General features: G+C 71.7%; 19 protein-coding genes. 8 read left to right on the top strand and 11 right to left on the bottom strand.

What is annotated here, in order from left to right; all coding sequences use genetic code 11:
• Window positions 1-191: 191 nt before the first annotated feature.
• From AB0L00_RS03390 to AB0L00_RS03380, 3 genes are all read left to right on the top strand, one after another.
• A complete protein-coding gene (locus AB0L00_RS03390) occupies window positions 192-680 on the top strand; it encodes an ATP-binding protein (protein WP_364427674.1) in 489 nt (162 codons plus the stop codon).
• 565 nt (window positions 681-1,245) lie between these two features.
• Window positions 1,246-1,392, top strand: a complete 147-nt coding sequence (locus tag AB0L00_RS03385; protein ID WP_364427671.1) for a hypothetical protein — start codon at window positions 1,246-1,248, stop codon at window positions 1,390-1,392.
• 76 nt (window positions 1,393-1,468) lie between these two features.
• Complete coding sequence (locus AB0L00_RS03380; RefSeq protein WP_364427668.1) at window positions 1,469-2,947, top strand: hypothetical protein; 1,479 nt, start codon at window positions 1,469-1,471, stop codon at window positions 2,945-2,947.
• On the opposite strand, the gene AB0L00_RS03375 is transcribed toward AB0L00_RS03380, so the two are convergent.
• From AB0L00_RS03375 to AB0L00_RS03355, 5 genes are all read right to left on the bottom strand, one after another.
• Entirely contained in the window at window positions 2,940-3,476 is a 537-nt protein-coding gene (locus tag AB0L00_RS03375) for a GNAT family N-acetyltransferase (protein ID WP_364427666.1), read from the bottom strand. The two genes, AB0L00_RS03380 and AB0L00_RS03375, sit on opposite strands and share 8 nt — an antisense overlap.
• A gap of 34 nt (window positions 3,477-3,510) precedes the next feature.
• Window positions 3,511-4,422 carry a DNA-3-methyladenine glycosylase 2 family protein gene (locus tag AB0L00_RS03370; RefSeq protein WP_364427663.1) on the bottom strand — a complete coding sequence of 304 codons (912 nt, stop codon included), beginning with the start codon at window positions 4,420-4,422 and terminating at the stop codon, window positions 3,511-3,513.
• A 12-nt stretch (window positions 4,423-4,434) separates the two neighbouring features.
• The gene (locus tag AB0L00_RS03365) at window positions 4,435-5,487 is read right to left on the bottom strand and encodes an NDP-sugar synthase (RefSeq protein WP_364428985.1); all 1,053 of its coding nucleotides are present in this window, start codon (window positions 5,485-5,487) and stop codon (window positions 4,435-4,437) included.
• Between the two features lie 50 nt (window positions 5,488-5,537).
• Entirely contained in the window at window positions 5,538-6,665 is a 1,128-nt protein-coding gene (locus AB0L00_RS03360) for a glycosyltransferase family 1 protein (protein WP_364427660.1), read from the bottom strand.
• Window positions 6,666-6,755: 90 nt separating this feature from the next.
• A complete protein-coding gene (locus tag AB0L00_RS03355) occupies window positions 6,756-7,463 on the bottom strand; it encodes a class I SAM-dependent methyltransferase (protein WP_364427657.1) in 708 nt (235 codons plus the stop codon).
• Window positions 7,464-7,547: 84 nt separating this feature from the next.
• Here AB0L00_RS03355 and AB0L00_RS03350 point away from each other — a divergent pair, with 84 nt between their 5' ends.
• Complete coding sequence (locus AB0L00_RS03350) at window positions 7,548-8,495, top strand: lysylphosphatidylglycerol synthase transmembrane domain-containing protein (RefSeq protein WP_364427654.1); 948 nt, start codon at window positions 7,548-7,550, stop codon at window positions 8,493-8,495.
• Window positions 8,496-8,594: 99 nt separating this feature from the next.
• A complete protein-coding gene (gene trxA / locus AB0L00_RS03345) occupies window positions 8,595-8,924 on the top strand; it encodes a thioredoxin (RefSeq protein WP_345353364.1) in 330 nt (109 codons plus the stop codon).
• Window positions 8,925-8,926: 2 nt separating this feature from the next.
• On the opposite strand, the gene AB0L00_RS03340 is transcribed toward trxA, so the two are convergent.
• From AB0L00_RS03340 to AB0L00_RS03330, 3 genes are read right to left on the bottom strand one after another with little or no spacing between them, the layout of a single operon-like run.
• Window positions 8,927-10,072 (bottom strand): glycosyltransferase family 4 protein, encoded by a 1,146-nt coding sequence (locus AB0L00_RS03340; protein WP_364427651.1) that lies wholly within the window; start codon window positions 10,070-10,072, stop codon window positions 8,927-8,929.
• The gene (locus tag AB0L00_RS03335; protein ID WP_364427648.1) at window positions 10,069-10,965 is read right to left on the bottom strand and encodes a glycosyltransferase family 2 protein; all 897 of its coding nucleotides are present in this window, start codon (window positions 10,963-10,965) and stop codon (window positions 10,069-10,071) included. Before AB0L00_RS03335 ends, AB0L00_RS03340 begins: the two co-directional genes overlap by 4 nt.
• Window positions 10,966-11,019: 54 nt before the next feature.
• A complete protein-coding gene (locus AB0L00_RS03330) occupies window positions 11,020-13,062 on the bottom strand; it encodes a hypothetical protein (protein ID WP_364427645.1) in 2,043 nt (680 codons plus the stop codon).
• Between the two features lie 61 nt (window positions 13,063-13,123).
• Between AB0L00_RS03330 and AB0L00_RS03325 the strand changes: the two genes are divergently transcribed.
• From AB0L00_RS03325 to AB0L00_RS03315, 3 genes are all read left to right on the top strand, one after another.
• Window positions 13,124-13,846, top strand: a complete 723-nt coding sequence (locus tag AB0L00_RS03325) for a TIGR03089 family protein (RefSeq protein ID WP_364427642.1) — start codon at window positions 13,124-13,126, stop codon at window positions 13,844-13,846.
• A gap of 44 nt (window positions 13,847-13,890) precedes the next feature.
• Entirely contained in the window at window positions 13,891-15,315 is a 1,425-nt protein-coding gene (locus tag AB0L00_RS03320) for an LCP family protein (RefSeq protein WP_364427639.1), read from the top strand.
• Between the two features lie 141 nt (window positions 15,316-15,456).
• A complete protein-coding gene (locus AB0L00_RS03315; protein ID WP_364427636.1) occupies window positions 15,457-16,578 on the top strand; it encodes an acyltransferase family protein in 1,122 nt (373 codons plus the stop codon).
• On the opposite strand, the gene AB0L00_RS03310 is transcribed toward AB0L00_RS03315, so the two are convergent.
• From AB0L00_RS03310 to wecB, 3 genes are read right to left on the bottom strand one after another with little or no spacing between them, the layout of a single operon-like run.
• Complete coding sequence (locus tag AB0L00_RS03310) at window positions 16,508-18,742, bottom strand: glycosyltransferase (protein ID WP_364427633.1); 2,235 nt, start codon at window positions 18,740-18,742, stop codon at window positions 16,508-16,510. The two genes, AB0L00_RS03315 and AB0L00_RS03310, sit on opposite strands and share 71 nt — an antisense overlap.
• Window positions 18,739-19,413: a hypothetical protein gene (locus AB0L00_RS03305; RefSeq protein WP_345353348.1), complete on the bottom strand. Its 675-nt coding sequence runs from the start codon at window positions 19,411-19,413 to the stop codon at window positions 18,739-18,741. Before AB0L00_RS03305 ends, AB0L00_RS03310 begins: the two co-directional genes overlap by 4 nt.
• Window positions 19,406-20,473, bottom strand: coding sequence for a UDP-N-acetylglucosamine 2-epimerase (non-hydrolyzing) (gene wecB / locus AB0L00_RS03300; RefSeq protein WP_364428983.1), 1,068 nt, complete (start codon window positions 20,471-20,473; stop codon window positions 19,406-19,408). The genes AB0L00_RS03305 and wecB overlap by 8 nt, the downstream gene beginning before the upstream one ends.
• Between the last annotated feature and the right edge of the window lie 12 nt (window positions 20,474-20,485).

Raw genomic sequence — 20,485 nt, 5'->3', positions numbered from 1 at the left:
GTGAACCGGCGATGCAGCGCGAATGCAGCAGAGATGCCTCACGACTGCACCAGTACCGCGCCACGGATGCTCTGGGGTGAAGGCGTCCGCTCGGCTTCCCTGGAAGAGAACCGAGCGACCAGTCCAATACGCAGAGTGATGTTTCCCTAGCAACATCTTCACTCGATGACTCCGACGGGGTGTGATTCCCTGTGCTAATAGACCCAGCGGTCACCGACCGCCCGTCCCCCATACCTCGCCGCCCTGCGTGGCGCGGCCTGCGTGCCCAGCCCAGCGAAGTGGCCCGGGCGCGGTCTTTCGCCTCGTCCGAGGTGTTCGGTCTGCCGTTCGACGCCTACGAGATCGGACTGATCACCAGCGAGATCGTCACAAACGCGGTCAACGCCGCCCGTGCGCTGTTCGAATGGCCCGACCGCATGGCGCCGATCAACATCCGGATGATCGTCACCGATCGGTATGTGCACCTGGCCGTCACCGACCCCGACCACCGGCCCATCGCCGGCGTGAACCGGGGCGGCCAGCTCGCCGAGTATGGCCGCGGCCTGTCGATTGTCGACCAGTTGGCCGCCGCGCGCTGGGTGACGTATGACGAGCGATCCAAGACCGTGCACGTCGTCGTTGCCGCGAACAAGGTCATCCTGACCGACGCCGAACTCAAGCGGATCGGGGTGCCGGTGTGAGCGGTGAGCAGGTCCCTGCCGGGTCGCCCGGGCCCCCTACGTCCCTGGCTTCGCGGGAGTACCTCGCCAAGCTGAAGAAGGACACCTAGGACGTGGACGCGCGGCGATCACCGGAGCTCGTGGCCACTGCGTCACCGCCGCGCGCCCACCAGACCCCCGCATGGCCCCCGCTTCCCCCGGGCGCGGCCGTGCGGGACGAGGCCGCCCGGGCCAGGCAAGCCGCGCGCTCATGCGCACAAGACGCGGCTCCCCAGGCGGCCTGGCCGCCGGGCGGGGACGAGCGACCTCCGCCCGGCGGCCCATCCAGACGTCCCGGCTTGGTAGAGGCCGGGACACCGCCGCCGGGTCCGTTTGAGGGGACGGGCCCGGCGGCCCCAGACCCGCCGAGAGGGTCAGCGGCGCCGCGTTGCAGCGCCCGACGCATCGAGTTCGGCACCCTCTCGGCGGCCCCAGAACGCCGCGACCCCGGGCATCCAGCGCGGGAACCCGGGGCCGTGGCCGACCGTGGCTCTGGCGCTTACTCAGGCCGCGGTTTTCGTAAGAGGCACACACGAAGGGAGGTGTCATGGCCACGCTGACGCTCGACGCGATCGAGGACCTGTTCACCGGTACGCCGGAGTGGGAGGTTCCCCCGGTCGAGGACCGCTTCGCCTACAAGAAGAAGGCGGGTTCCTCGGACAGCTACAACACCAAGGACGAGATCGAGACCTGACCGTCGACGCGTGAGGGTCGACACGTTGGCCGGCGGTCTTCGTGCCGCCGGCCTTCCACAACGAAAGGGAGCTGACGTGCTGAAGCTGGAAATCTCGATCGACGATACGAGCGGGCCATGGAGGTGGGACGGCCGCCGGTGGACGCACGGGCGGTCCTGGATCGAGCCGTACATCCATCCCGCCTTGGAGTATCTGTGCACAGGCGACCGGTTCTGCATCCGCGAGCGTGTGGCCGGATGCGACGGGCAGCAGCCGGCCGACTTCCTCGACGTTCAGATCGACGCGGGGCGGGTCCGGCTCACCGCCGGGCCGCAGGGCGTCGCGCCGCTGTATGTCACCGAGCAGGCCGGGATCCTTCACGGATCCTGGGATCTGCTCGACCTTCGGCCGTACATCGCCCCGGGGAAGCTGCTCGACCGCGAGGTCGCCCGGCTGCTGGCGTTCCGCGTCCGCTATGGACACGACACCGTGTTCGCCGGCGTCCACCGGATCAGCGAACGCTCCACCGCCGCCTACGACCGCGATGGCCTGACCCTGCACTACCCCGAGCCCGCGCTGCACTCCCGAGCCCGGCAGTTACGCCCCGACGTCGACGACGCCGCGGTGATCGACGCATACGAGCAGCAGCTCGCCCAGGCCGTCGCCGATCACCGCTACGATCCGGCGAGTTCTTGTGTCGAGCTGTCCGGCGGCACGGACTCCGCGAACGTCGCAGCAACGCTCGGCGCCCTCCACCCGGCGCAGGTGAGCGCAGGAGCGTTGATCATCCTCGGCGACGCCGGACGACAGCAGATCCGCCGCCGTGACGCGTTCATCGACCTGCTACAGCTCGGCACGGACACCCAGGTCACCCTCGATGGGCGCCTGCCGTTCTGCCCCGGCGGCCGGCGCGGCCCCTACGATGACGCCTACTCCGAGGCCAAGTACATCCTGCTCGCTCGGCTGGCCGACCAGGGCGTCCGGACGGTCTTCACCGGCATCGGCGGGGACGAAATGGTCGCGGTGACCTCGCGAGAGTGGCCGCGCCCGCCCTACGGAACCGAGCTGGAGACCAAACCCTGGATCGGTGACCGGGTCGTGGACGGGCTGAAGGAGGCAGAGAACAACGTCGCTCCCGCGGCGGTCATCAACGAGATGACGTTGTCCGCGCAGGCGTGCGCGGCGCCGGCGTTCCTGCGCGCCGGGATGTGGCCCGTTCATCCGCTCGCCGACCCGCGGCTGATCACCTTCGGGGAATGGCTGCCCCTGGAGTGGAGACGCCACAAACGCCTCCACCGCGAACGGCTGGAACGCCGCGGCTGCCACGGCGAGCTGCCCCACCCGCCGCTGGTGGAGAACTTCGCGCCGGTGATGCGTGAAGGCCTTCACCGCCACGGCGTCGCGCACCTGGACATCATGCTCGGCGAGGGCTCGCCGCTGATCGACGGCGGTTACGTCGCGGCCGATGGCCTGGCCGACGCCCGCGACCGCATCGCCTGTGGCCGGTTCCTCGAGCGAGACGCGGAGCTGTACATGGTCCTGGCCCTGGACTTGACCCTGCGATCGTTCAGCTAACCGGCGTGCCGGTCAGCACGGGAAGGTCGGGCTGCAGCTCGGCACGCCGGGTCAGCCCGACCACCGTGACACCACCGCGTTCCTGCTCCCGTACGACCTGCCAGCCCTGCACCTGCGTGTAGTAGCGGACCAGGCCCGGCTCGATCGTGCCGCGCCGTACCCAGTCCCGGCCGGTACGGGCCGCGTGGTCCAGGACCCAGCGGAGCATCAGGTGCCCGAGGCCCTGGCCGGCGAACGCCGGGTCGGTGACCGTCGAAGCGACGAAGTACGCCGGCTCGGCGCACTCCTCAGGCGTCCAGAACCACGCCGGGGACTCCTCATACAGGCACGTCGCACCCATCACCTGACCGTCGCGGGTCAGGACCCACATCGGAGTGTAGGAGTCAGCGGCCTGGCGGCCGTACTCGGGAGCGAACTCCCGCCAGCCCTGCCCGTTCAGGCCACGGGCCCCCAGCCAGTCCGCCCGCGCCTGCGTCATCGCTACGATCGGCTCGCTGTCCTCGGCGGACGCCGGACGCATCACCAGCATCCTTTGACCCTATGCTGCGAAGCGGTTCGCGTGGTCAGAAGTAGCGGTAGTCGCGGACGGACATCCGCGGGCCCCTGCGCGGTGGGGTCGCGCCGGACAGTTCCAGGAGGCGGGTGACGCGGTAGCGGTGGCCGGCGTACGGCGCGAGCAGCTCGAGCATGCCCGCGTCGTCGACCTTCCGGCCGCTCAGCGCCCAGCCGACGATGCCGGGGACGTGGTAGTCGCCGACCGAGACCGCGTCGGCGTCGCCGAGGGCGCGCTGCCGCACCTCCGCCGACGTCCACACGCCGATGCCGCTCAGCGAACGCAGCCGCCGGTCCGCCTCCAGCGTGTCGCCGACCTCCAGCCGGCTCGCCACCCGCGCGGCGCCGATGATCGTACGAGCCCGGACCGCCTCGATGCCGGACTTGTGCCACTCCCAGGAGGGGATCGTGACCCAGGTCCGGGGCGGGGGCGGCACCCGCAGGGCCAGCGGACCGGGCGCGGGCTCACCGAACCGGCGCACGAGGTAACGCCAGGCCCGCCACGCCTCCTTGCCGACGACCTTCTGCTCCAGCACCGCCGGGACGAGCGCCTCGAAGACGTTGCGGGTCCGGCCGATGCGCAGGTGCCGCAGGCGCAGGCTCGCCCGGCGCAGGACCTCGTGCTCCGGCCGGAACGACTCCGGGTCGTCGGCGGCGCCGAGCAGGTCGGGCACGCCGTCGAGCAGCCAGGACGCGCCGGGCCCCCACGCCTCCGCCTCGATCTCGCCGCCGCGCCCGAGCAGCCGCAGCGTGCCCGGCCCGTCCGGGGTCGTCGACGCCCGCCACACCGCGCCGTCGGGCGTCACGGCGAATGCGGGGTCACCGGTGCCCCGGCGGTGCGGCGACAGCGTCAGCAGCACGTCGACCGGCCACGGCGGCCGCCACGTCCGGCTGCGGGCCGGGGTGCGGGCGTCGGTGAGCACGGCGAAAATCCCTCAGACGTCGGCGGAGAACCGCACTGCCGTCTCCGGCAGCTGTACGCCGGGCCACAGCCGCAGCCCGTCACGCAGCTCGTTGCCCGAGCCGACCATCGCGCCGTCGCCGATCACGGCGTCCGACACGACCGCGCCCGCGCAGATCCGCGCGCCCCGGCCGAGCACCGAACGCGACACCCGCGCCCCGCGCTCGACGACGGCCCCGTCGAACAGCACGCTGGACTCCACGGTCGCGCCCGACTCGACCACGGCCCCGGCGCCGACGGTCGTACCGCCGGAGACCGCGGCCTCCGGGGCGACCACCGAGCCGTTGAGGAAGAGCACGCCCCCGCCCGGTCGCACGGCGGGCGACTCCATCCGGCCGAGCACCAGGTCGCAGGAGCCCTGGACGAACGTGGCCGGCGTGCCGACGTCCAGCCAGTACGCGCCCTCGACGTACCCCATGATCGTCTCGCCGGAGGCGAGCAGCTCCGGGAACGTCTCGTACTCCACCGACACCACCCGGCCGGTGGGGATCGCGTCGATCGCCGAGCGGCGGAAGACGTAGCAGCCGGCGTTCACCTGGTTGGTCGGCGGCTTCGGGGACTTCTCCACGAACGCGATGACCTTGCCCTCCGAGGTCGTCGGCACCGCGCCGTAGCGCCGGGCGTCGTCGACCAGGGTCAGGTGCATCGTGACGGCCGCGTCGGACTTCTCGTGCATCGCGACCTGGGAGACCAGGTCGTGGCCGGACAGGATGTCGCCGTTCAGCACGACGACCGGGCTGTGGTCGTCGCAGGTCAGCTTCGCGGCGGCGTTCCGGATGGCGCCGGCCGTGCCCAGCGGCTCGTCCTCGGTGACGTAGACGAGCTCCAGCCCGAACCGCGACCCGTCGCCGAACGCCTCGGTGAACATCGCGGCGCGGTACGACGTGGCGAACACGACCCGGCGGATGCCCGCCGCGCTCGCCTTGCGCAGCTGGTGCTCCAGCAGCGGCACCCCGGCCGTCGGCAGCAGTGGCTTCGGCGTCGAGATCGTCAGCGGCCGCAGCCGCGTGCCCTTACCGCCGACCAGCAGGATCGCTTCCAGGATGCCCCTCCCTCATGAAGTACCGGCCAGTCACCTTACTGTTCGACGGCGCGCTGGTACGCCGCCAGATGCGCCTCGGCGGATGCCGCCCAGGTGAATTCCCGGGAACGGGCGTGCGCCGCCTCGGCGAGCCGGCGCCGCCGCTCCGGATCGTCGATCAGCGCCCGCAGCGCCGCCGCGATGTCCTCGATGCCGGGTTCGGTGTAGGCGACGGCCTCGCCGCCCACCTCCGGCAGCGAGGCGCGGTGGGTGGTCAGCACGGTGGCCCCGCACGCCATCGCCTCCAGGACCGGCAGGCCGAACCCCTCACCCCGGCTGGGCAGGGCGACGGCCAGCGACCCGGCGAAGAAGCCCGGCAGCGACGGCCACGGCAGGTAACCCGGCCGGATGACCCTCAGGTGGGAGGGGACGTCGGCCAGCGCGGCGTCCAGCTCGTCGTCCCAGCCCCCGCTGCCGGCCAGGATCAGCGCGGGTGGCCCCTCCAGGCCCTCCGTCGCCCGGACCCAGCCGCGGATGAGGTTCGGGACGTTCTTGCGCGGCTCCAGCGCGCCCAGGAACGCGATGTAGGGCCGCCCGTGCAGGCCGAGCCGATCGGAGACGCGCCGCCGCTCCTCCTCGGTCGGCGGATGGAAGATCGTGTGGTCGACGCCGTGGTAGGCGACGTCGATCCGGGTGGGGTCCGCGCCGAGCAGCCGGACGAGGTCGTGGCGGGTCGCCTTGGACGGGACGATCACCCGGGTCGCGCGCCGCACCGCCGTGCGCGTCGCCGATCTGATGAACGTCGTCTTGACCGGGTTGTGCTCCTCCGGGTCGGTGAAGTACGCCATGTCGTGGACCGTGACGACGGTCGGCAGACCCGGCCGGAGGGGGATCGAGTAGTACGGCGCGTGGATGACGTGCGCGCCCACCTGCTGGGCGACGAGCGGCAGGCCCGTCTGCTCCCACGCCAGGCGCGCCTGGCGGTGCGCGATCGAGGTCGGGCCGGCGACGACCCGCGCCTTCGGCGCCAACTGGCCGTACCGCTCCTCGTCCGACCGCTGGCAGACGACGGCCAGATCGGCGTCCGCGCGGTGCAGCCCGCCGATCAGCCCGTCGACGTAGCGGCCGAGCGCGCCGCGGTCGGCGGCTATGGCGGTCGCGTCGATCAGCACACGAGGCACCACGGTGTCAGTCGCCCCCTCCGTTCGGTGCCGATGTGGTCGGGATCACTCCCGATCGGAAGCCTACGCCGATCGATCGCCGACAGGGGGACGTCAGCCCTTCTTGCGCGCCCTGATGAGGACGATGCTGCCGCGGTCGTTCGGACTCCGCCGGTCGGCGAGTGCGACCAGCGGGGTGAGCGGCGCTGCGGCGTTGAACCCGGCCCGGCCGCCGTACGCCGACAGCGAGAGGTAGAGACGCTCGGTCGCCTTGGTGCGGAACTGGTAGGAGTACTCGGCGAGCTCCATCCCGCGGTCGGCCAGCAGCTGCCCGAGGCTCTCATGCGTGTAGGTGTGCTGCACGTGGTACTTCGCGCAGTGCGCCGCACGGAGCTTGGGCCACTGGCGCGACCGGCTGAGCACGTCGGCGGACATGAACAGCTCGCCGCCCGGCTTCAGGATGCGCGACATCTCGTCCAGCGCCGTGCCGCCGTCGTCGAAGTGCTCGATCGCGCACACCGACAGGACCGCGTCGAAGGTGCCGTCGGCGAACGGCAGCTTCAGCGCGTCGCACTCGATCAGGGCCGGCGGGTGCTTCAGCGTCCGGCCGTACAGCATCTTGCCGCGCGCCAGGTCGATCGAGACGGCGTGCGCGCCGCGCTTGCGGGCCTGCCCGGCCCAGTAGCCGTCGCCGCCGGCCACGTCGAGCACTCGCTTGCCGCGCAGGTCGTCGCCCATCCAGCGCAGGAGGGTCCCGGCCTCGCGGAAACGGCACACGTGCACCTGGTGGCCGACGAAGGCCTTCGCGTCGTTGAGTTTCATCGCGTCCTTACTCTACGGCCCCGCCGTGCCGTGTACCCGCTGATCACCGAGTGTTCATCGGGGCGTACCGACTAGTCTGGCGGGGTGATCTCCCGCCTGCGAGCGAGCCGCCTGGCGCGCGTCGCCCTGGTCGTCGTCGCGCTCGGCTTCTGCGGCTATGGGCTGTTCGCCCGCTGGGACGACACGCGCGACGCCCTGACCCGACTGTCCTGGCCGTACGCCGGCGCCGCGCTGCTGGCGGGCGTGCTCGGCCTCGGCGCGTGGATGCTCGCGTGGCGCCGCCTGCTGGCCGGCCTGGGCTCGCCGCTGCCGCTGCGGGCAGCGGTGCGGATCTACTTCGTCTCCCAGCTCGGCAAGTACATCCCCGGGTCGGTGTGGGCGCTGGTCGCCCAGATGGAGCTGGCCAAGGAGCACCGGGTGCCACGCGATCGCGGCGCGAGCGCCGGCGTGCTGTCCATGGCCACCACGGTCGCCACCGGCTGCGCGGTCGCCGCCGTGACGCTGCCGCTGACCTCGCCGGACGCCACCCGCCGCTACTGGTGGCTGCTCGCCCTCGCGCCGATCTTCCTCGCCATGCTGCACCCGCGGATCCTGGCGTTCGCACTGAACCGCGCGCTGCGCCTGGTGCGCCGACCGCCGCTGGCCCGCACCGCCGGGCTCGGCACGATGGCCCGCGCGGTGGCCTGGACGGCGGTGGGCTGGCTGCTGTTCGGCGCGCACACGTGGCTGCTCGTGCGGGCGGCCGGCGGGCACGGCCTCTTCCTGGCCACCGGGGCGTACGCCCTCGCTTTCACGGCGGGTTTCATCATCGTGATCGCGCCGGGCGGCGTGGGCGTGCGGGAGGCCGCGCTGACGGTGACGCTCGGGCCGGTGCTGCCGGCGGCGGGCGCGCCGCTGGTCGTCGCGCTCACCTCCCGCGTGGTGCTGACGGTCGCGGACCTCGCGTGGGCGGGCGCCGCCGTACTCCTGGGTACCCGACACCCCGTCCTCGCCGAGGACGAAGTGGAGCCGGTCGCCGGTCCGGTCGACTAATCTCTGCCCGCTGGAATATCGCCAGGGCCACCGGCCTTGTGATCCGTGTCGCCCGACGCCGCACTCGGCGGCGTACCGGAAGGAGAGATAATGGCTGGCGTGGCCACCGAACCCATCACCGTGACCGACGCGACCTTCGACCAGGAGGTCCTGGCCAGCGACACGCCCGTGCTGGTGGACTTCTGGGCGTCGTGGTGCGGGCCGTGCCGCATGATCGCGCCGATCCTGGACGAGATCGCCGCCGAGTACGCCGGCAAGCTCAAGATCGCCAAGCTCGACTACGACGCGAACCAGGCGACCCCGGGCAAGTACAACGTGCTCGGCCTGCCGACCCTCCTGCTGTTCAAGGGCGGCGAGGTCGTCGAGCAGATCACCGGCGCCAAGCCCAAGCGCGCCCTGCTCAAGTCGATCACGCCGCACATCGGCTAGTTCTAGGCGGACCGCGCCTCACCGTCGGCTCCGCTCGGCACGAGCGGGCCGGCCGTGAGGAGCTGTTCGAGGTAGGCGGTCCAGTGCGGCTCGGAGTCGACGGGCCGCACGCCCGCCCGCAGCCGCGCCGGCTCGCCCGGCGCGTAGAACCGGCGCAGCGCGTCGGTCAGCGAGTCGACGTCGTCCGGCTCGCACAGCACCCCGTCGACGCCCTCGCGGACGTGATCCGCGAGGGTGCCGGCGCGCGTGGCGATCACGGGGATGCCGTGCTCGTACGCCATGAAGACGTTCTGCGAGGCCGTCGCGGTCCGGTAGGGCAGGACGAGCGCGTCGGCGCGGGCGAACAGCTCCGGCACTTCGGCGGCCGGCACGTATCCGGGCCGCAGCTCCACCCGCTCCTCCAGCCCCAGCGAGGAGATCAGCGCACGGGTCTCGTCCGCGCCGCCCCAGAACTCCCCCGCCACGGTCAGCGCGACGTCGTCCACCCGCGCGAGCGCCCGCAGCAGCACGTCCAGGCCCTTGTAGGGCCGGACCATGCCGAAGAACAGCAGACGCTCGTGAGGGCCCTCCGGCGTGCCCGTGAACACTCTGGTCCCCTGAGGGGGCGTCGGCAGGTGCGCGGGCAGCACGGCCGTGCGGACGGCCGTGCCCGGCACCAGGTCGCGGGCGAGCTGCGCCTGCTGGGCGGAGTGCACCAGGGCGCCGTCGACGCCCTTCAGCAGCCGGCGCATCAGCGGCACGTCGTACGGCTTGCGCTCGTGCGGCAGGACGTTGTGGCACAGCGCCAGGACGCGCGGGCCCTGGCCGTTCCGGCCGCCCAGGCCCCGCAGCATGCCGAGGTAGGCCGGGACCTGCACGGGCGAGAGCACGACGAGGATGACGAGGTCCTGGGCGCGCAGCCGGCGGCCGGTGCGCAGCCAGCCGTCCGGGCGGTACCAGGCCAGCGCGTGCCGGGTGCCGGGGAACGGTTCGCCTTCCGGAGTCGCGATCGTCTGCTCGCCCGGGTAGAGGAAGGAGGGGTACTGCGCCTTCCACGACTCCAGGGTCACGTCGTGTCCGGCGGCGGCCAGCCGGTGCGCGAGCTCGGTCGTGTGGTGGGCCCCGCCGCCCTTGTACGGGAACGCGGGCCCGATGATCGCGATCCTCACGTGTCTCCCCGCGATCGCACGATCAGGTCGGCCAGCAACGCCATCGACGCGATGATCAGCCCCGTCACGAAGATCAGCACCGTGTTGATCGCGAACCGCAGGGGGTGCAGGACCATGTCGAGGATGCCCTTGGCCACGCCGAGTCCCAGCAGCCACAGCGCGAGCGGCATCAGGACCTTCAGCGGGTTGAAGTACATCACCATCCGCAGCACCTGCAGGATGTAGCGGTAGGCGTCGTGCACGAAGTGGAACTTCGAGCTGCCGGACCGCTTGAAATAGTCGATCGGGACGTAGCGGATGTCGTGCTGGTTCGACATGAACGCCAACGTGATCGTCGTGACGCAGGAGAAGCCGGGCGGCAGGAGTTTCAGGTAGGGCTCGGCGACGTTCTTGCGGAAGGCACGCAATCCGGAGTTCAGGTCGGGGATCTTCTGCCCGGCGAGCCGCTCGGCCACCTTGCGGATGAACCACTTGGCCGGCACCCGCAGGAACTTGTGGGTGCCCTCCTCCGTGGTGCGGGCGCCGACGACCTGGTCGACGGTCGGATCCTGGTCGAGGATGTCGACCAGGTCGGGGATCCGCTCGTTCGGGTAGGTCATGTCGGCGTCGGTCCAGACGACGATGTCGCCCCGCGCCTGCTGGGAGCCGATCCGCCGGACGGTGCCGGATCCGCCGTTGCGGTGGAACGGCACGACCTGCATGTTCGGGAACTGCGGGGCCGCCGCCTCGAGCCGGGCAAGGGTGTCATCGGTCGAGCAGTCGTCGACGGCCAGCAGCTCATAGGTGTGCCCGCTGGCGTCCATCGCCTTGCAGATGCGCTCGACCTCGTCGATGACGTGATCCTGCTCGTTGTAGCACGGCAGGACGATCGTCACATGGGGCGTGGTAGTCACGCCCGGCGAGGATAGTCGCCCGCTCCGGTGCACGGTTCCAAGCGTACGCAACGTTCACCCTCTGTACACGGGATCGGTCATCCAGACGTTGATCGTCAGCGACCACGTGCCCCGGGGGGCCGACACCAGGGTGCTGGCGTCCCGGCGGGTGTGGACGTGGAAGACCCGCCTGGCCTGGCCGTACGCCTCCACGTCGACGGAGTCGGCGCCCAGCAGCACCGGGCGACGGCCGGCCGCGACGACCTTCTGGATCACCCGCCGCACGTCCTTCTCCGGTGCGGTCTTGAACCCGGCGGCGATGCGCACGCGGGCGGTGGGCGTGCCGCACATCCCGCGGATGAGCTGGGCGAACCGGTCGCCGGTGACGCGTTCGATGAAGAGCACCGAGGCGTTCGGGCCGATGGCCCGGCACATCGCCTGCGCCTGGGACACCTCGCGCTCCTCGGTCCGCGTCACGGCCATCGGCGCCGAGGCCCACGCGGTCGGCACCAGGATCATCAGCGCGCCCACGACCGCCACGCCGGCCGTGGCCGCGCGGCCGGGGCGGAACCGCCGTACGTGGCGCGCCCCCCAGGCGACGGCCCACAGCGCGAGCAGGAGCAGGCCGGGGATCACCATGCCGATGAGGCGGCGGCTCGCCCACGGATGGTCGGGCGTGATGCCAGGCCGCCAGAGGGTCGCCACCGTCGTCCAGACGATCAGCGCGTACGGCAGGAGCCAGGCGGTGCGGCGCCGCCGCAGCAGGTCGCGCAGGACCACCGCGGCGCCCACGGCGGCCAGCAGGACGGCGGGGATCCCGATGTACCAGGCCACCCAGTGCAGGCTCAGCTCCGAGTACTGGCGGTTCGGGTCGAGCGGCAGGTTCTGGGACCGCTGCAGGGCGGCGATGAAGGAGGCGTTGACCCGGTCGTCGGGGTTGTTCGGCACCCGGCGCACGGTCTGGAGCATCGGGCGGGCGGCGAAGAAGGCCAGCATCGCGAAGGTCGCCGGGACCGCCAGGTCCGGCAGCCGGAACCGTGTGAGGTCCGGCAGCCCCCAGCGGCGGATCGCCAGGCTCGCGACCGCCGAGGCCACGACCACCGCGAGCGCGATGAGCAGTAGCGGATACAGCGACGCGCCCAGGTAGTGCAGGTAGGGCCGGGACATCACGAAGCCCTCGAGCAGTCCCGCGCCGACGCCGACCGTCAGGCCCGCCAGCAGCGGGAGGCCGACGCGCCGCCGCAGCGCGAGCAGCAGCCCCGCGAACGCCACCACCGGCAGCACGTCGCGCACCCCGTCGATGCGCACGAGGATCGTCAGCCCCAGCGCCAGCCCGCCGAGCAGCGCCGGCAGGCGGCGGCCCGCGCGCACGGCGTCGAGCGTGAGGGACACGCCGCCCAACATGAGGATCAGCGCGCCCGTCTCGCTGTAGATCGACCGGGAGATCATCATCATCGGCCAGGTCAGCCCGAGCGCCAGCGCCGCGACGGGCGCCCAGCGCGAGCCGATCAGCCGGGCGGCCAGACCCGCGAACGAGATCAGGGCCAGCGCGCCGACCAGCGGCATCATCGCCAGCGTCGCGTACGGGCCGCCGAGCCAGCCGCCCGGCGTGACGGTCAGCGGCATCCCGGCCATGAACTGCGGGACCAGCACGCCGCCGCGCTGGTAGAACGCCGGGCTGCCGTACGTCAGCGCGCCGTCCCCGCCGCCGAACGCCCACCGCATCTGCGGGATCGGCAGCGAGCCGTGGCCCGCCAGCCAGGTCGCGAAGTTGAAGTACGACGCCGGGTCGCGGCGCACGACGATCTGCTGGGAGCACATCACGAGCTGCAGCGCGCCGAACGCCGCCGCGATCACGAGGAGCCACGCCACCGGCCGCCAGGAGGCCCGGCCCATCGCCAGGCCGGTGGGCCGCACGGCCCGCAGGCCGAACCTGAGCGTGACCGCCGCCACCGGTACGTACAGCGGGATCGCCGCCCAGGGCCGGAAGATCCCCGCCATCAGCAGCGGCAGGGCGACCGCCAGCCAGGAGGCCAGGAGCAGGGCCGGGATGACGGTGACCCGGGCGAGGAGGAGGTCCGCCCGGGATGCTCCGGAACCTCCGTCGTTGTCGTCCATCGAGTCCGGAGAGTAACGGCCGCGCGAGCCTGACGGCCGGGTGGCCGTAATCTTCACTTTCATGTCACATCCCGTTGAGCTCCTGCGCGGGGCCCTGGCCGCCGACCCGTCCCGTCCGCTCGTCACCTTCTACGACGACGCCACCGGCGATCGCGTCGAACTGTCGGTGAAGACGTTCGACAACTGGGTGGCCAAGACCGCGAACCTCCTGGTCGACGGACTCGGTGCGGTACCGTCCGGACGGGTGGCCCTCGCCCTTCCGGGGCATTGGCAGACCGCCGTCTGGCTGTTCGCATGCTGGTCGGCCGGGCTGACGGCGGTGCCGGTCGGCGACGGCGCCATCCCGGGCGACGCCGACATCGTAGCGGCGGAGCCCGCCCGGCTGGCCGAGGCCGCGCGCTCGGCCGCCGACGTCGTCGGGCTGTCCCTGGACTCGCTCGGCGCGCCGCTGGCGGAGTGCCCGCCGGGCGTCATCGACTACGCGGTGGAGGTGCGCGCGTACGGCGACCGTTTCCCCGGCGGCGTCCTCGATGCCGGCGCCCCGGTGGTGGAGTTCGCCGGGCGGACCCTGACGGGGACGGAACTCCTCGCCGAGGCCCGCGCGTTGGGCACGCCGGAGAGCAGCCGGGTGCTCACTACTGTGGGCTTCGACACACCTGAGGGTCTCCTGAAAGGTCTGCTGGGGCCTTTGACCTCGGGGGGATCAGTAATAATCTGCCAAAACCTCGACAGGACAGGTTTGGAACGCCGAATCTCAGTAGAACATGTGACATCCGTGATCTGACCGGATCGCCCGTTACATGGATTAATGCCGAGCCGATGGGGCCGATGATCAGCGACTACGACTACCTGGACCAGGACCATGCGTCCGGTCCCCCGCCGAAGCGGGGGATCTGGTGGCGCGTGATCGGCTGGGCGTCCATCGGGATGGCGGTGGTCCTCGTCGGCACGAGCCTGGCCGCCTACGCGGCCTACCGGAAGCTCGAAGGCAACATCAAGCACGAGGACGTCGCCGCCCAGCTGGGCGGCAAGCGCCCGCCCAAGCTCAACAACGCGCTGAACGTCCTGCTCATCGGCTCGGACCAGCGGAACGGCGCGAACGCCAAGTACGGCAGGGACGTCGGCGAACGCTCCGACACGATGATCCTGCTGCACCTGTCCCCCGGCGGGAAGAAGGCCGTCGGCATCAGCTTCCCCCGGGACTCGATGGTGCCGATCCCCTCCTGCAAGACGAGCAGCGGCCGCACCATCCCCGCGCAGAGCGTCGCCATGATCAACTCGTCGTTCAACAACGGCGGCGCCGCCTGCACGATCCGGACCCTCGAGTCGCTGACGAAGATCCGTATCGACCACTTCGTCAAGGTCGACTTCTCCGGGTTCAAGCGGGTCGTGGACGCCCTCAACGGCGTCGAGATCTGCCTCCCCAAGCGTGTCGCCGACAAGAGCAGCAAGCTGTACCTGTCCGCGGGGCGGCACGTCGTCAAGGGCGAGCAGGCGCTGGCCTACGTCCGCATGCGCCACGGCCTCGGCGACGGCTCCGACACGGACCGCATCAAGCGCCAGCAGAAGTTCCTCGGCGCCGTCGTGAAGAAGGCCACGAGCAACGGCACGCTGACCAACCCGTCGAAGCTGCTGAGCTTCCTCGACGCCGCCACCAAGTCGGTCACCACCGACAAGGACTTCACCATCGACGAGATGAAGAAGGTCGCCGGCAGCGTGCAGGGGATGTCGGCCGGCAAGGTGCAGTTCATCACCGTGCCCTGGGGGGCGTACGCCCCCGACCCCAACCGCATCGCGTGGCGGCAGCCGGACGCGGACAACCTGTTCGCCGCGATCCGCAACGACAACCAGGTGCAGGCCCAGGCCGCCACCAAGAAGGTGAAGATCCCGCCGGCGCAGGTGAAGGTCGAGGTCCTCAACGGCACGGCGACCCCCGGGCTCGCCGGACGGGCCGGGGACCAGCTCAAGGCGCGCGGCTACCAGGTGGTCAAGGTCGGCACCCTGACCGGCACGAAGCCGAGCGCGACCGAGGTGCGCTACGGCACCGGCGCCGACCAGCAGGCCGCCGCCCTGGCCCAGGTCGTCCCGAACGCCAAGCCGGTCGCCGGACAGGACACTCCGGCCGGGACCGTGGACCTCGTCCTGGGCCCCGACTGGCAGGGGCTGAAGAGCGCGCAGTCGGCCGAGATCCCCTCCTCGAGCGCCGCCGGAGCGGTGAACGCCGCCGCCGACGTCTGCTCGGACAAGTCCTAGACCCGCCGGTCCGCGCCGTTCCTGAGAGGTTCCTCATAGCTCGGCCGTTGTCCTGCGTGTGCCTCCGAGTGTCGGTATGGTCGTTTCTGAGCCCCGTGTTACCCCCGGGGTCCGGAACTCCGCCTCCACTTCCTGGAATCGATGACCTCGCCGACCGCGAACTACGCCCATTACCCGTCGTCGTCCCCGCCAACGATCCCCGACCTGTACGCCGTCTCCCCCGCGCTGCCCGCCGTGCCCGCACCCCGCGCGCGCCGCCGGCGGGACCCGTTCTTCGACAACGCCAAGTTCCTGGCGATCGTCCTGGTCGTGATGGGCCACTCGATCGTCAACCTGCGCGACGTCCGGTTCGCGCATGCCCTGTACCTGTTCGTCTACACGTTCCACATGCCGGTGTTCATCGTGATCACCGGCTACTTCTCCCGGAACTTCACGTTCTCCGGCGGCAAGGCCCGCAAGCTGATCACCAACCTGGGCGTGCCGTACATCGTCTTCGAGACGGCGTACTCCACGTACCACTGGGCGGTCGGCCACTCCGCCTTCCAGATCAGCCTGCTCGACCCGTACTACCTCACCTGGTTCCTGATGGCGCTGTTCCTGTGGCGCCTGTCCACGCCGGTGTGGCAGCAGATCCGCTGGCCGGTGCTGGTGGCCCTGATCATCTCCCTGCTGTCGGGCATGAGCGACCTGCCGGACGAGCTCGAGATGCACCGCACGTTCGGCCTCGTGCCGTTCTACGTCCTGGGCCTCATGCTCAAGCAGGAGCACTTCGACCTGCTCAAGCAGACCAAGGCCCGCGTGCTGGGGGCGCTGACGCTCCTGTTCGGGTTCGTCTTCACCTTCCTCGTCGCCGACCGCCACATGACGACCGAGTGGGTGTACTGGCGCAGCCCCAACGCCCACATGCACGTGAACAACCTCACGGGCACGGGCATGCGCCTGGGCCTGATGATCGCGGCGACCATCCTGGTGGCGGCGTTCCTGACCATGGTGCCGGCCAAGCAGACGTGGTTCACCGGCCTCGGCGGCGCCACGCTGTACGCCTACCTGCTGCACGGCTTCCTCACGAAGCTGATGGAGTACATGGGCTGGTACGACGTGTCGTTCCTGCACACCATCCCGGGCGTGCTGGTGACCGCGGCGACCGGCGCGGTGGTGGCGACGCTGCTCTGCACCCCGCCGGTGCGCAAGGTCATGCACTGGGCGCTTGAGCCGGATATGTCGTGGGCGTTCGTGCCGCTGCGGCGGCCGAGGAGGGCCTGAGCAACTCCACCCACCGCTCGCCGACGAGATCGAGGGCGTAGGACCGCGTGACCTCCGCGTGGGCCTGCGCCCTCTCCTCGTCCCACCGGCCCTCCGCGACCATCGCGGCGATCCCCCGCGCCATCGCGGCCGGCGACTCGTGGATCCAGCGCCGGTCGTAGATGGTGTCCGCGCCCGGCCAGCCGAGCAGCGCGGGCACCGCCCCGGACGCCATGCCCTCGGCCGGCGCCAGGTGGAAGCTCTCGTCGTCGCTGGTGGACAGCACGAAGCCGACGCGGCGCAGCCACGCGGCGACGTCCGGCCCGGCCGGGTCGAAGACGACCGAGCGCGCGAGCAGCGGCGACCGCCGGATCCGCCGGAACAGCGCCTCGAACGCCTCCCGCTCCTCCGTGCGGTTCCAGATCCACGGCAGGTCCCAGGGCAGCTTCGACTTCACGAACAGCGTGAACCGCGGGTCCTGCCGGCGCAGCTCCTCCAGAACGTCCACGGCCAGGTCGAGGCGCTTGCGCCACGGCGCGATCCCGATCATGCCGAGGTGGAACCGGGCGCCGGGCAGCTTGGCGCGGTCGAACTGCGCGACGTCCACCCAGTTGGGGATCACGGTGATCTTCTCGGCGGGCCAGCCGGTCATCTTGCGCGTCAGCTCCGCGTACGACGGGCTGACGCAGACGACCTGGTCGATCAGGTCGATGTCCAGCCGTCCCGGCCACGCGCCGTACAGCTCGAAGCGGTGCAGCCGGACGATCAGGCGCTGGTCCGGGCGGCCGTGCTTCTTGCGCCACTCGCTGTACCAGACGGCGTTCGGGCCGCACCACTCGCAGATGATCACATCGGCCCACTCGGCCAGCTCCGTGCTGACCTCCGGGTCGTGCGTGCCGAGGGCGGGCCAGCGGTCGACGCGCACCTCGACGTCCGGGAGCGCGCCGATGTGGTCGAGCAGCCGGGTGAAGAACTTCAGGTCGTGCCCGGCCACGACGATCCGCGTCTTGCGCCCGGCCCCGTCGGCTCGCAGCGGCGGGGGGAACGCCTGCCCCAGGTACGTACGGAGCCGGCCGGCCGCCGCGTCGAGGGTGAACGCCCGTGCGGCGTCGAGGCACCGGCGGCGGGCGAGCGCGTACACCTCCGGGTCGGTCACGTCCGCGAGCACGTCGACGACGTCGTCCTCGGTCGCGGCGAACAGCGGATAGTCCGCGCCGAGGAGGTTCTCGTGCATCGGGGTGCGGTTGAGGACCACCGGCAGGCCGAGCGCCCCCATCTCCAGGACCTTGGTGGACAGCTCCAGGCTCGCGTCGAGCTCCGGGTGGCGCCAGGACAGCCCGACGTCGCAGCCGGCCGACACCCGCATCGCCTCGGCGCGCGGGTGGCCGCCGTGCCAGGTCAGACCGGGCGTGGACTCCAGGGCCACGCGCATGCGGCGGGAGAAGCCCGGGTCCTTCCTGTCGTGGTGGATCTTGTCGCCGATCATGTGCAGCTCGGCGTCGGTCTGCCGGGCGGCCAGCCTGCGCGGCAGCGCGGTCATCTCGTAGGTATTCCAGCGCGGCGCGAACTTGCCGGTGTAGACCAGCCGCAGCGGCCTGCCGGGCGCGCGCTCCGCCGCCGGTTCGAGGCCCTCGGGGAGGGCGACGACCGGCGGGAACAGCACGCACTTGCCCGTCGCCTTGTGCAGCACCCCTTCCAGGTGGCAGCGCAGCTCCTCGGTCTGGCAAAGCAGGAACCGGGACGCCTTGGCGACCGCCGCCAGCTCGCCGCGCGTCCTCCCGTCCAGGTCGGCGACGGTCTGCGGCACGTCGGTGAGGTACGTCCACAGCCGCCCGGCCAGGGGCGTCGCGGTCAGTCGCACGGCCAGCCGCTTCCCGCGCACGACGATCAGGTCGTACGGCCGCTCGGCGTCGAGCTCGGTGAGCAGCCCGGCCGCCTCCTCGACGGTCAGCGGCGTGGTCGCCTCGTCCGGCCGCCGGCGTACGGTCACCCCGGCCAGCTTCTCCAGCGGCTCGACGAGGCGCGCGGTCCGCACCGGGGCCTTGAGGACGAAGGTCACCTCGACGCCGGCGAGCCGCAGCGCCTGCACCATCCCCTGGGCCCAGATCGCCGACCCGTCGATGAGGTTGAGATCGACGTCGCCGTACACGAGAGCGCGCACGCGTTCTCCTTCTCGCAGGATCATGAGAGTTCTTCGATGCCGAACCGGGCGCACAGGCCGGGCAGCGCGTCGGCGATCGGCGTGCCGGGCGGCACGGTCGCGTCCCAGCCGAACCCGGCGATGGCCGGGGCGGAGCCGGCCAGCACGACGGGACGGCCCCGGTCGTGGGCGACGCTCATCAGGGCGAGGAGCGCCCGGTCACGGTCGGGAACGCCCGGGACGCCCAGGTAGGCCCACGGCCCGCCGGGCGCCCCGGCGGCGGCGTCGACGATCACCAGGTCGACGTCGGTCGTGTCGAGGACGAGGGCCGCGTCGTGCGGCATCAGCGGCACGACGTGCGCGACGTCCGCCAGGGCCTCGGCGGCGGCCGGGCCGAGCACGCCGGCGACCACGAGACCGGTCGCGGGCGCCGCCGCGATCAGCCGGTCCTCGTCGCGCGCGGTGAACATCGGGCGTTCGCGGGCGTCCACGGACGTCACGACGTTCGGCGCGCCGCGGTGCCGCCACATGCGGTACAGCTCACGCGGCAGCTGGACGACGCCCTTGCCGGGCCTGCGGGCCGCGTCGGTGACGGCCCGGCCGACCTTGAGGGACGTGGAGCCCTCCAGAGCGGCGACCCGCGCCTCGAGGATCTGGACCCGCGCCTCCCGGTCGGCCAGCGCCGCCTTCAGCCGGGCCACCTGCCGGTCAGCCACCGAGCCACCCCTCCACGACGCGGGCGATGCGCGGGCCGGCGTGGCCGTCCCACAGCGGCGGGTGCTCCCGGCCCCCGTGGTCGGCCGCCAGCGCCTCGGTGACCGCCGGAACGACGTCATCGGCGGTGACGAGCCGGTTGGTGCCGTGCGTGATCGTGATCGGCCGCTCGGTGTTGGGCCGGAGCGTCAGGCACGGGACGCCGAGGATCGTCGTCTCCTCCTGCACGCCGCCGGAGTCGGTGACGACCGCCGCCGCTCCGCGTACGGCCGCCACGAACTCGACGTAGCCGAGCGGTTCGAGCAGCCGCACGCGCGGGTGCGCGTCCAGGCCGGCCTCGGTGAGCACCTTCCGGCCGCGCGGGTGCACCGGCATGACGACGTCCACCAGCTCGGCGATCTCGTGCAGCCGCTTGACCAGGCCCGCCGCGATCTCCGGGTCGTCGACGTTCGCGGGCCGGTGCAGTGTCGCGACGACGTACCGCGCGGGCAGGTCGTACGCCCGCCGCACGGCCTCGGTGTCGAACTGGTCCAGATTCGCGAGCAGCGTGTCGATCATCGGGTTGCCCACGAAGTGGATCCGCTCGACCTTCACGCCCTCGGCCGCGAGATGGCCGACGGCCTCCGGGCTGGTGACGAGGCACAGGTCGGACAGCTGGTCGACGAGGCGGCGGTTGACCTCTTCGGGCATGGTCATGTCGAAGCTGCGCAGCCCCGCCTCCACGTGGGCGACCGGGATGCGCAGCTTGGCCGCGACGAGGGCGGCGGCGATGGTGGAGTTCACGTCGCCGTACACCATGACGAGCTCGGGTGAACGCTCGATGAACTCCTTCTCCAGCGCCACCATGATCGCGGCGGTCTGGGCGGCGTGACTGCCGGACCCGACCTCCAGGTTCACGTCGGGTTCGGGCAGGCCGAGGTCGCGGAAGAACACCTCCGACATGCGCTCGTCGTAGTGCTGGCCCGTGTGGATCACCCGCTGCTCGCGGCCCGTCGAGGACAGCGCGGCGATCACCGGCGCCGCCTTGACGAAGTTCGGCCGGGCGCCGAGGACATGCGCGATCACAGTTGCGTT

This window comes from Actinoallomurus sp. NPDC052308, assembly GCF_040679195.1.
Lineage (GTDB): Bacteria > Actinomycetota > Actinomycetes > Streptosporangiales > Streptosporangiaceae > Actinoallomurus > Actinoallomurus liliacearum.
This window is presented reverse-complemented; position numbering and strand designations above follow the sequence as displayed.

Coding starts and splice junctions, on each gene's coding strand:
- AB0L00_RS03385 (WP_364427671.1), top strand. CDS start 1,246: ATGGCCACGCTGACGCTCGACGCGATCGAGGACCTGTTCACCGGTACG.
- AB0L00_RS03375 (WP_364427666.1), bottom strand. CDS start 3,476: ATGCTGGTGATGCGTCCGGCGTCCGCCGAGGACAGCGAGCCGATCGTA.
- AB0L00_RS03355 (WP_364427657.1), bottom strand. CDS start 7,463: ATGAAACTCAACGACGCGAAGGCCTTCGTCGGCCACCAGGTGCACGTG.
- AB0L00_RS03330 (WP_364427645.1), bottom strand. CDS start 13,062: ATGGACGACAACGACGGAGGTTCCGGAGCATCCCGGGCGGACCTCCTC.
- AB0L00_RS03325 (WP_364427642.1), top strand. CDS start 13,124: ATGTCACATCCCGTTGAGCTCCTGCGCGGGGCCCTGGCCGCCGACCCG.
- AB0L00_RS03320 (WP_364427639.1), top strand. CDS start 13,891: ATGATCAGCGACTACGACTACCTGGACCAGGACCATGCGTCCGGTCCC.
- AB0L00_RS03315 (WP_364427636.1), top strand. CDS start 15,457: ATGACCTCGCCGACCGCGAACTACGCCCATTACCCGTCGTCGTCCCCG.
- AB0L00_RS03310 (WP_364427633.1), bottom strand. CDS start 18,742: ATGATCCTGCGAGAAGGAGAACGCGTGCGCGCTCTCGTGTACGGCGAC.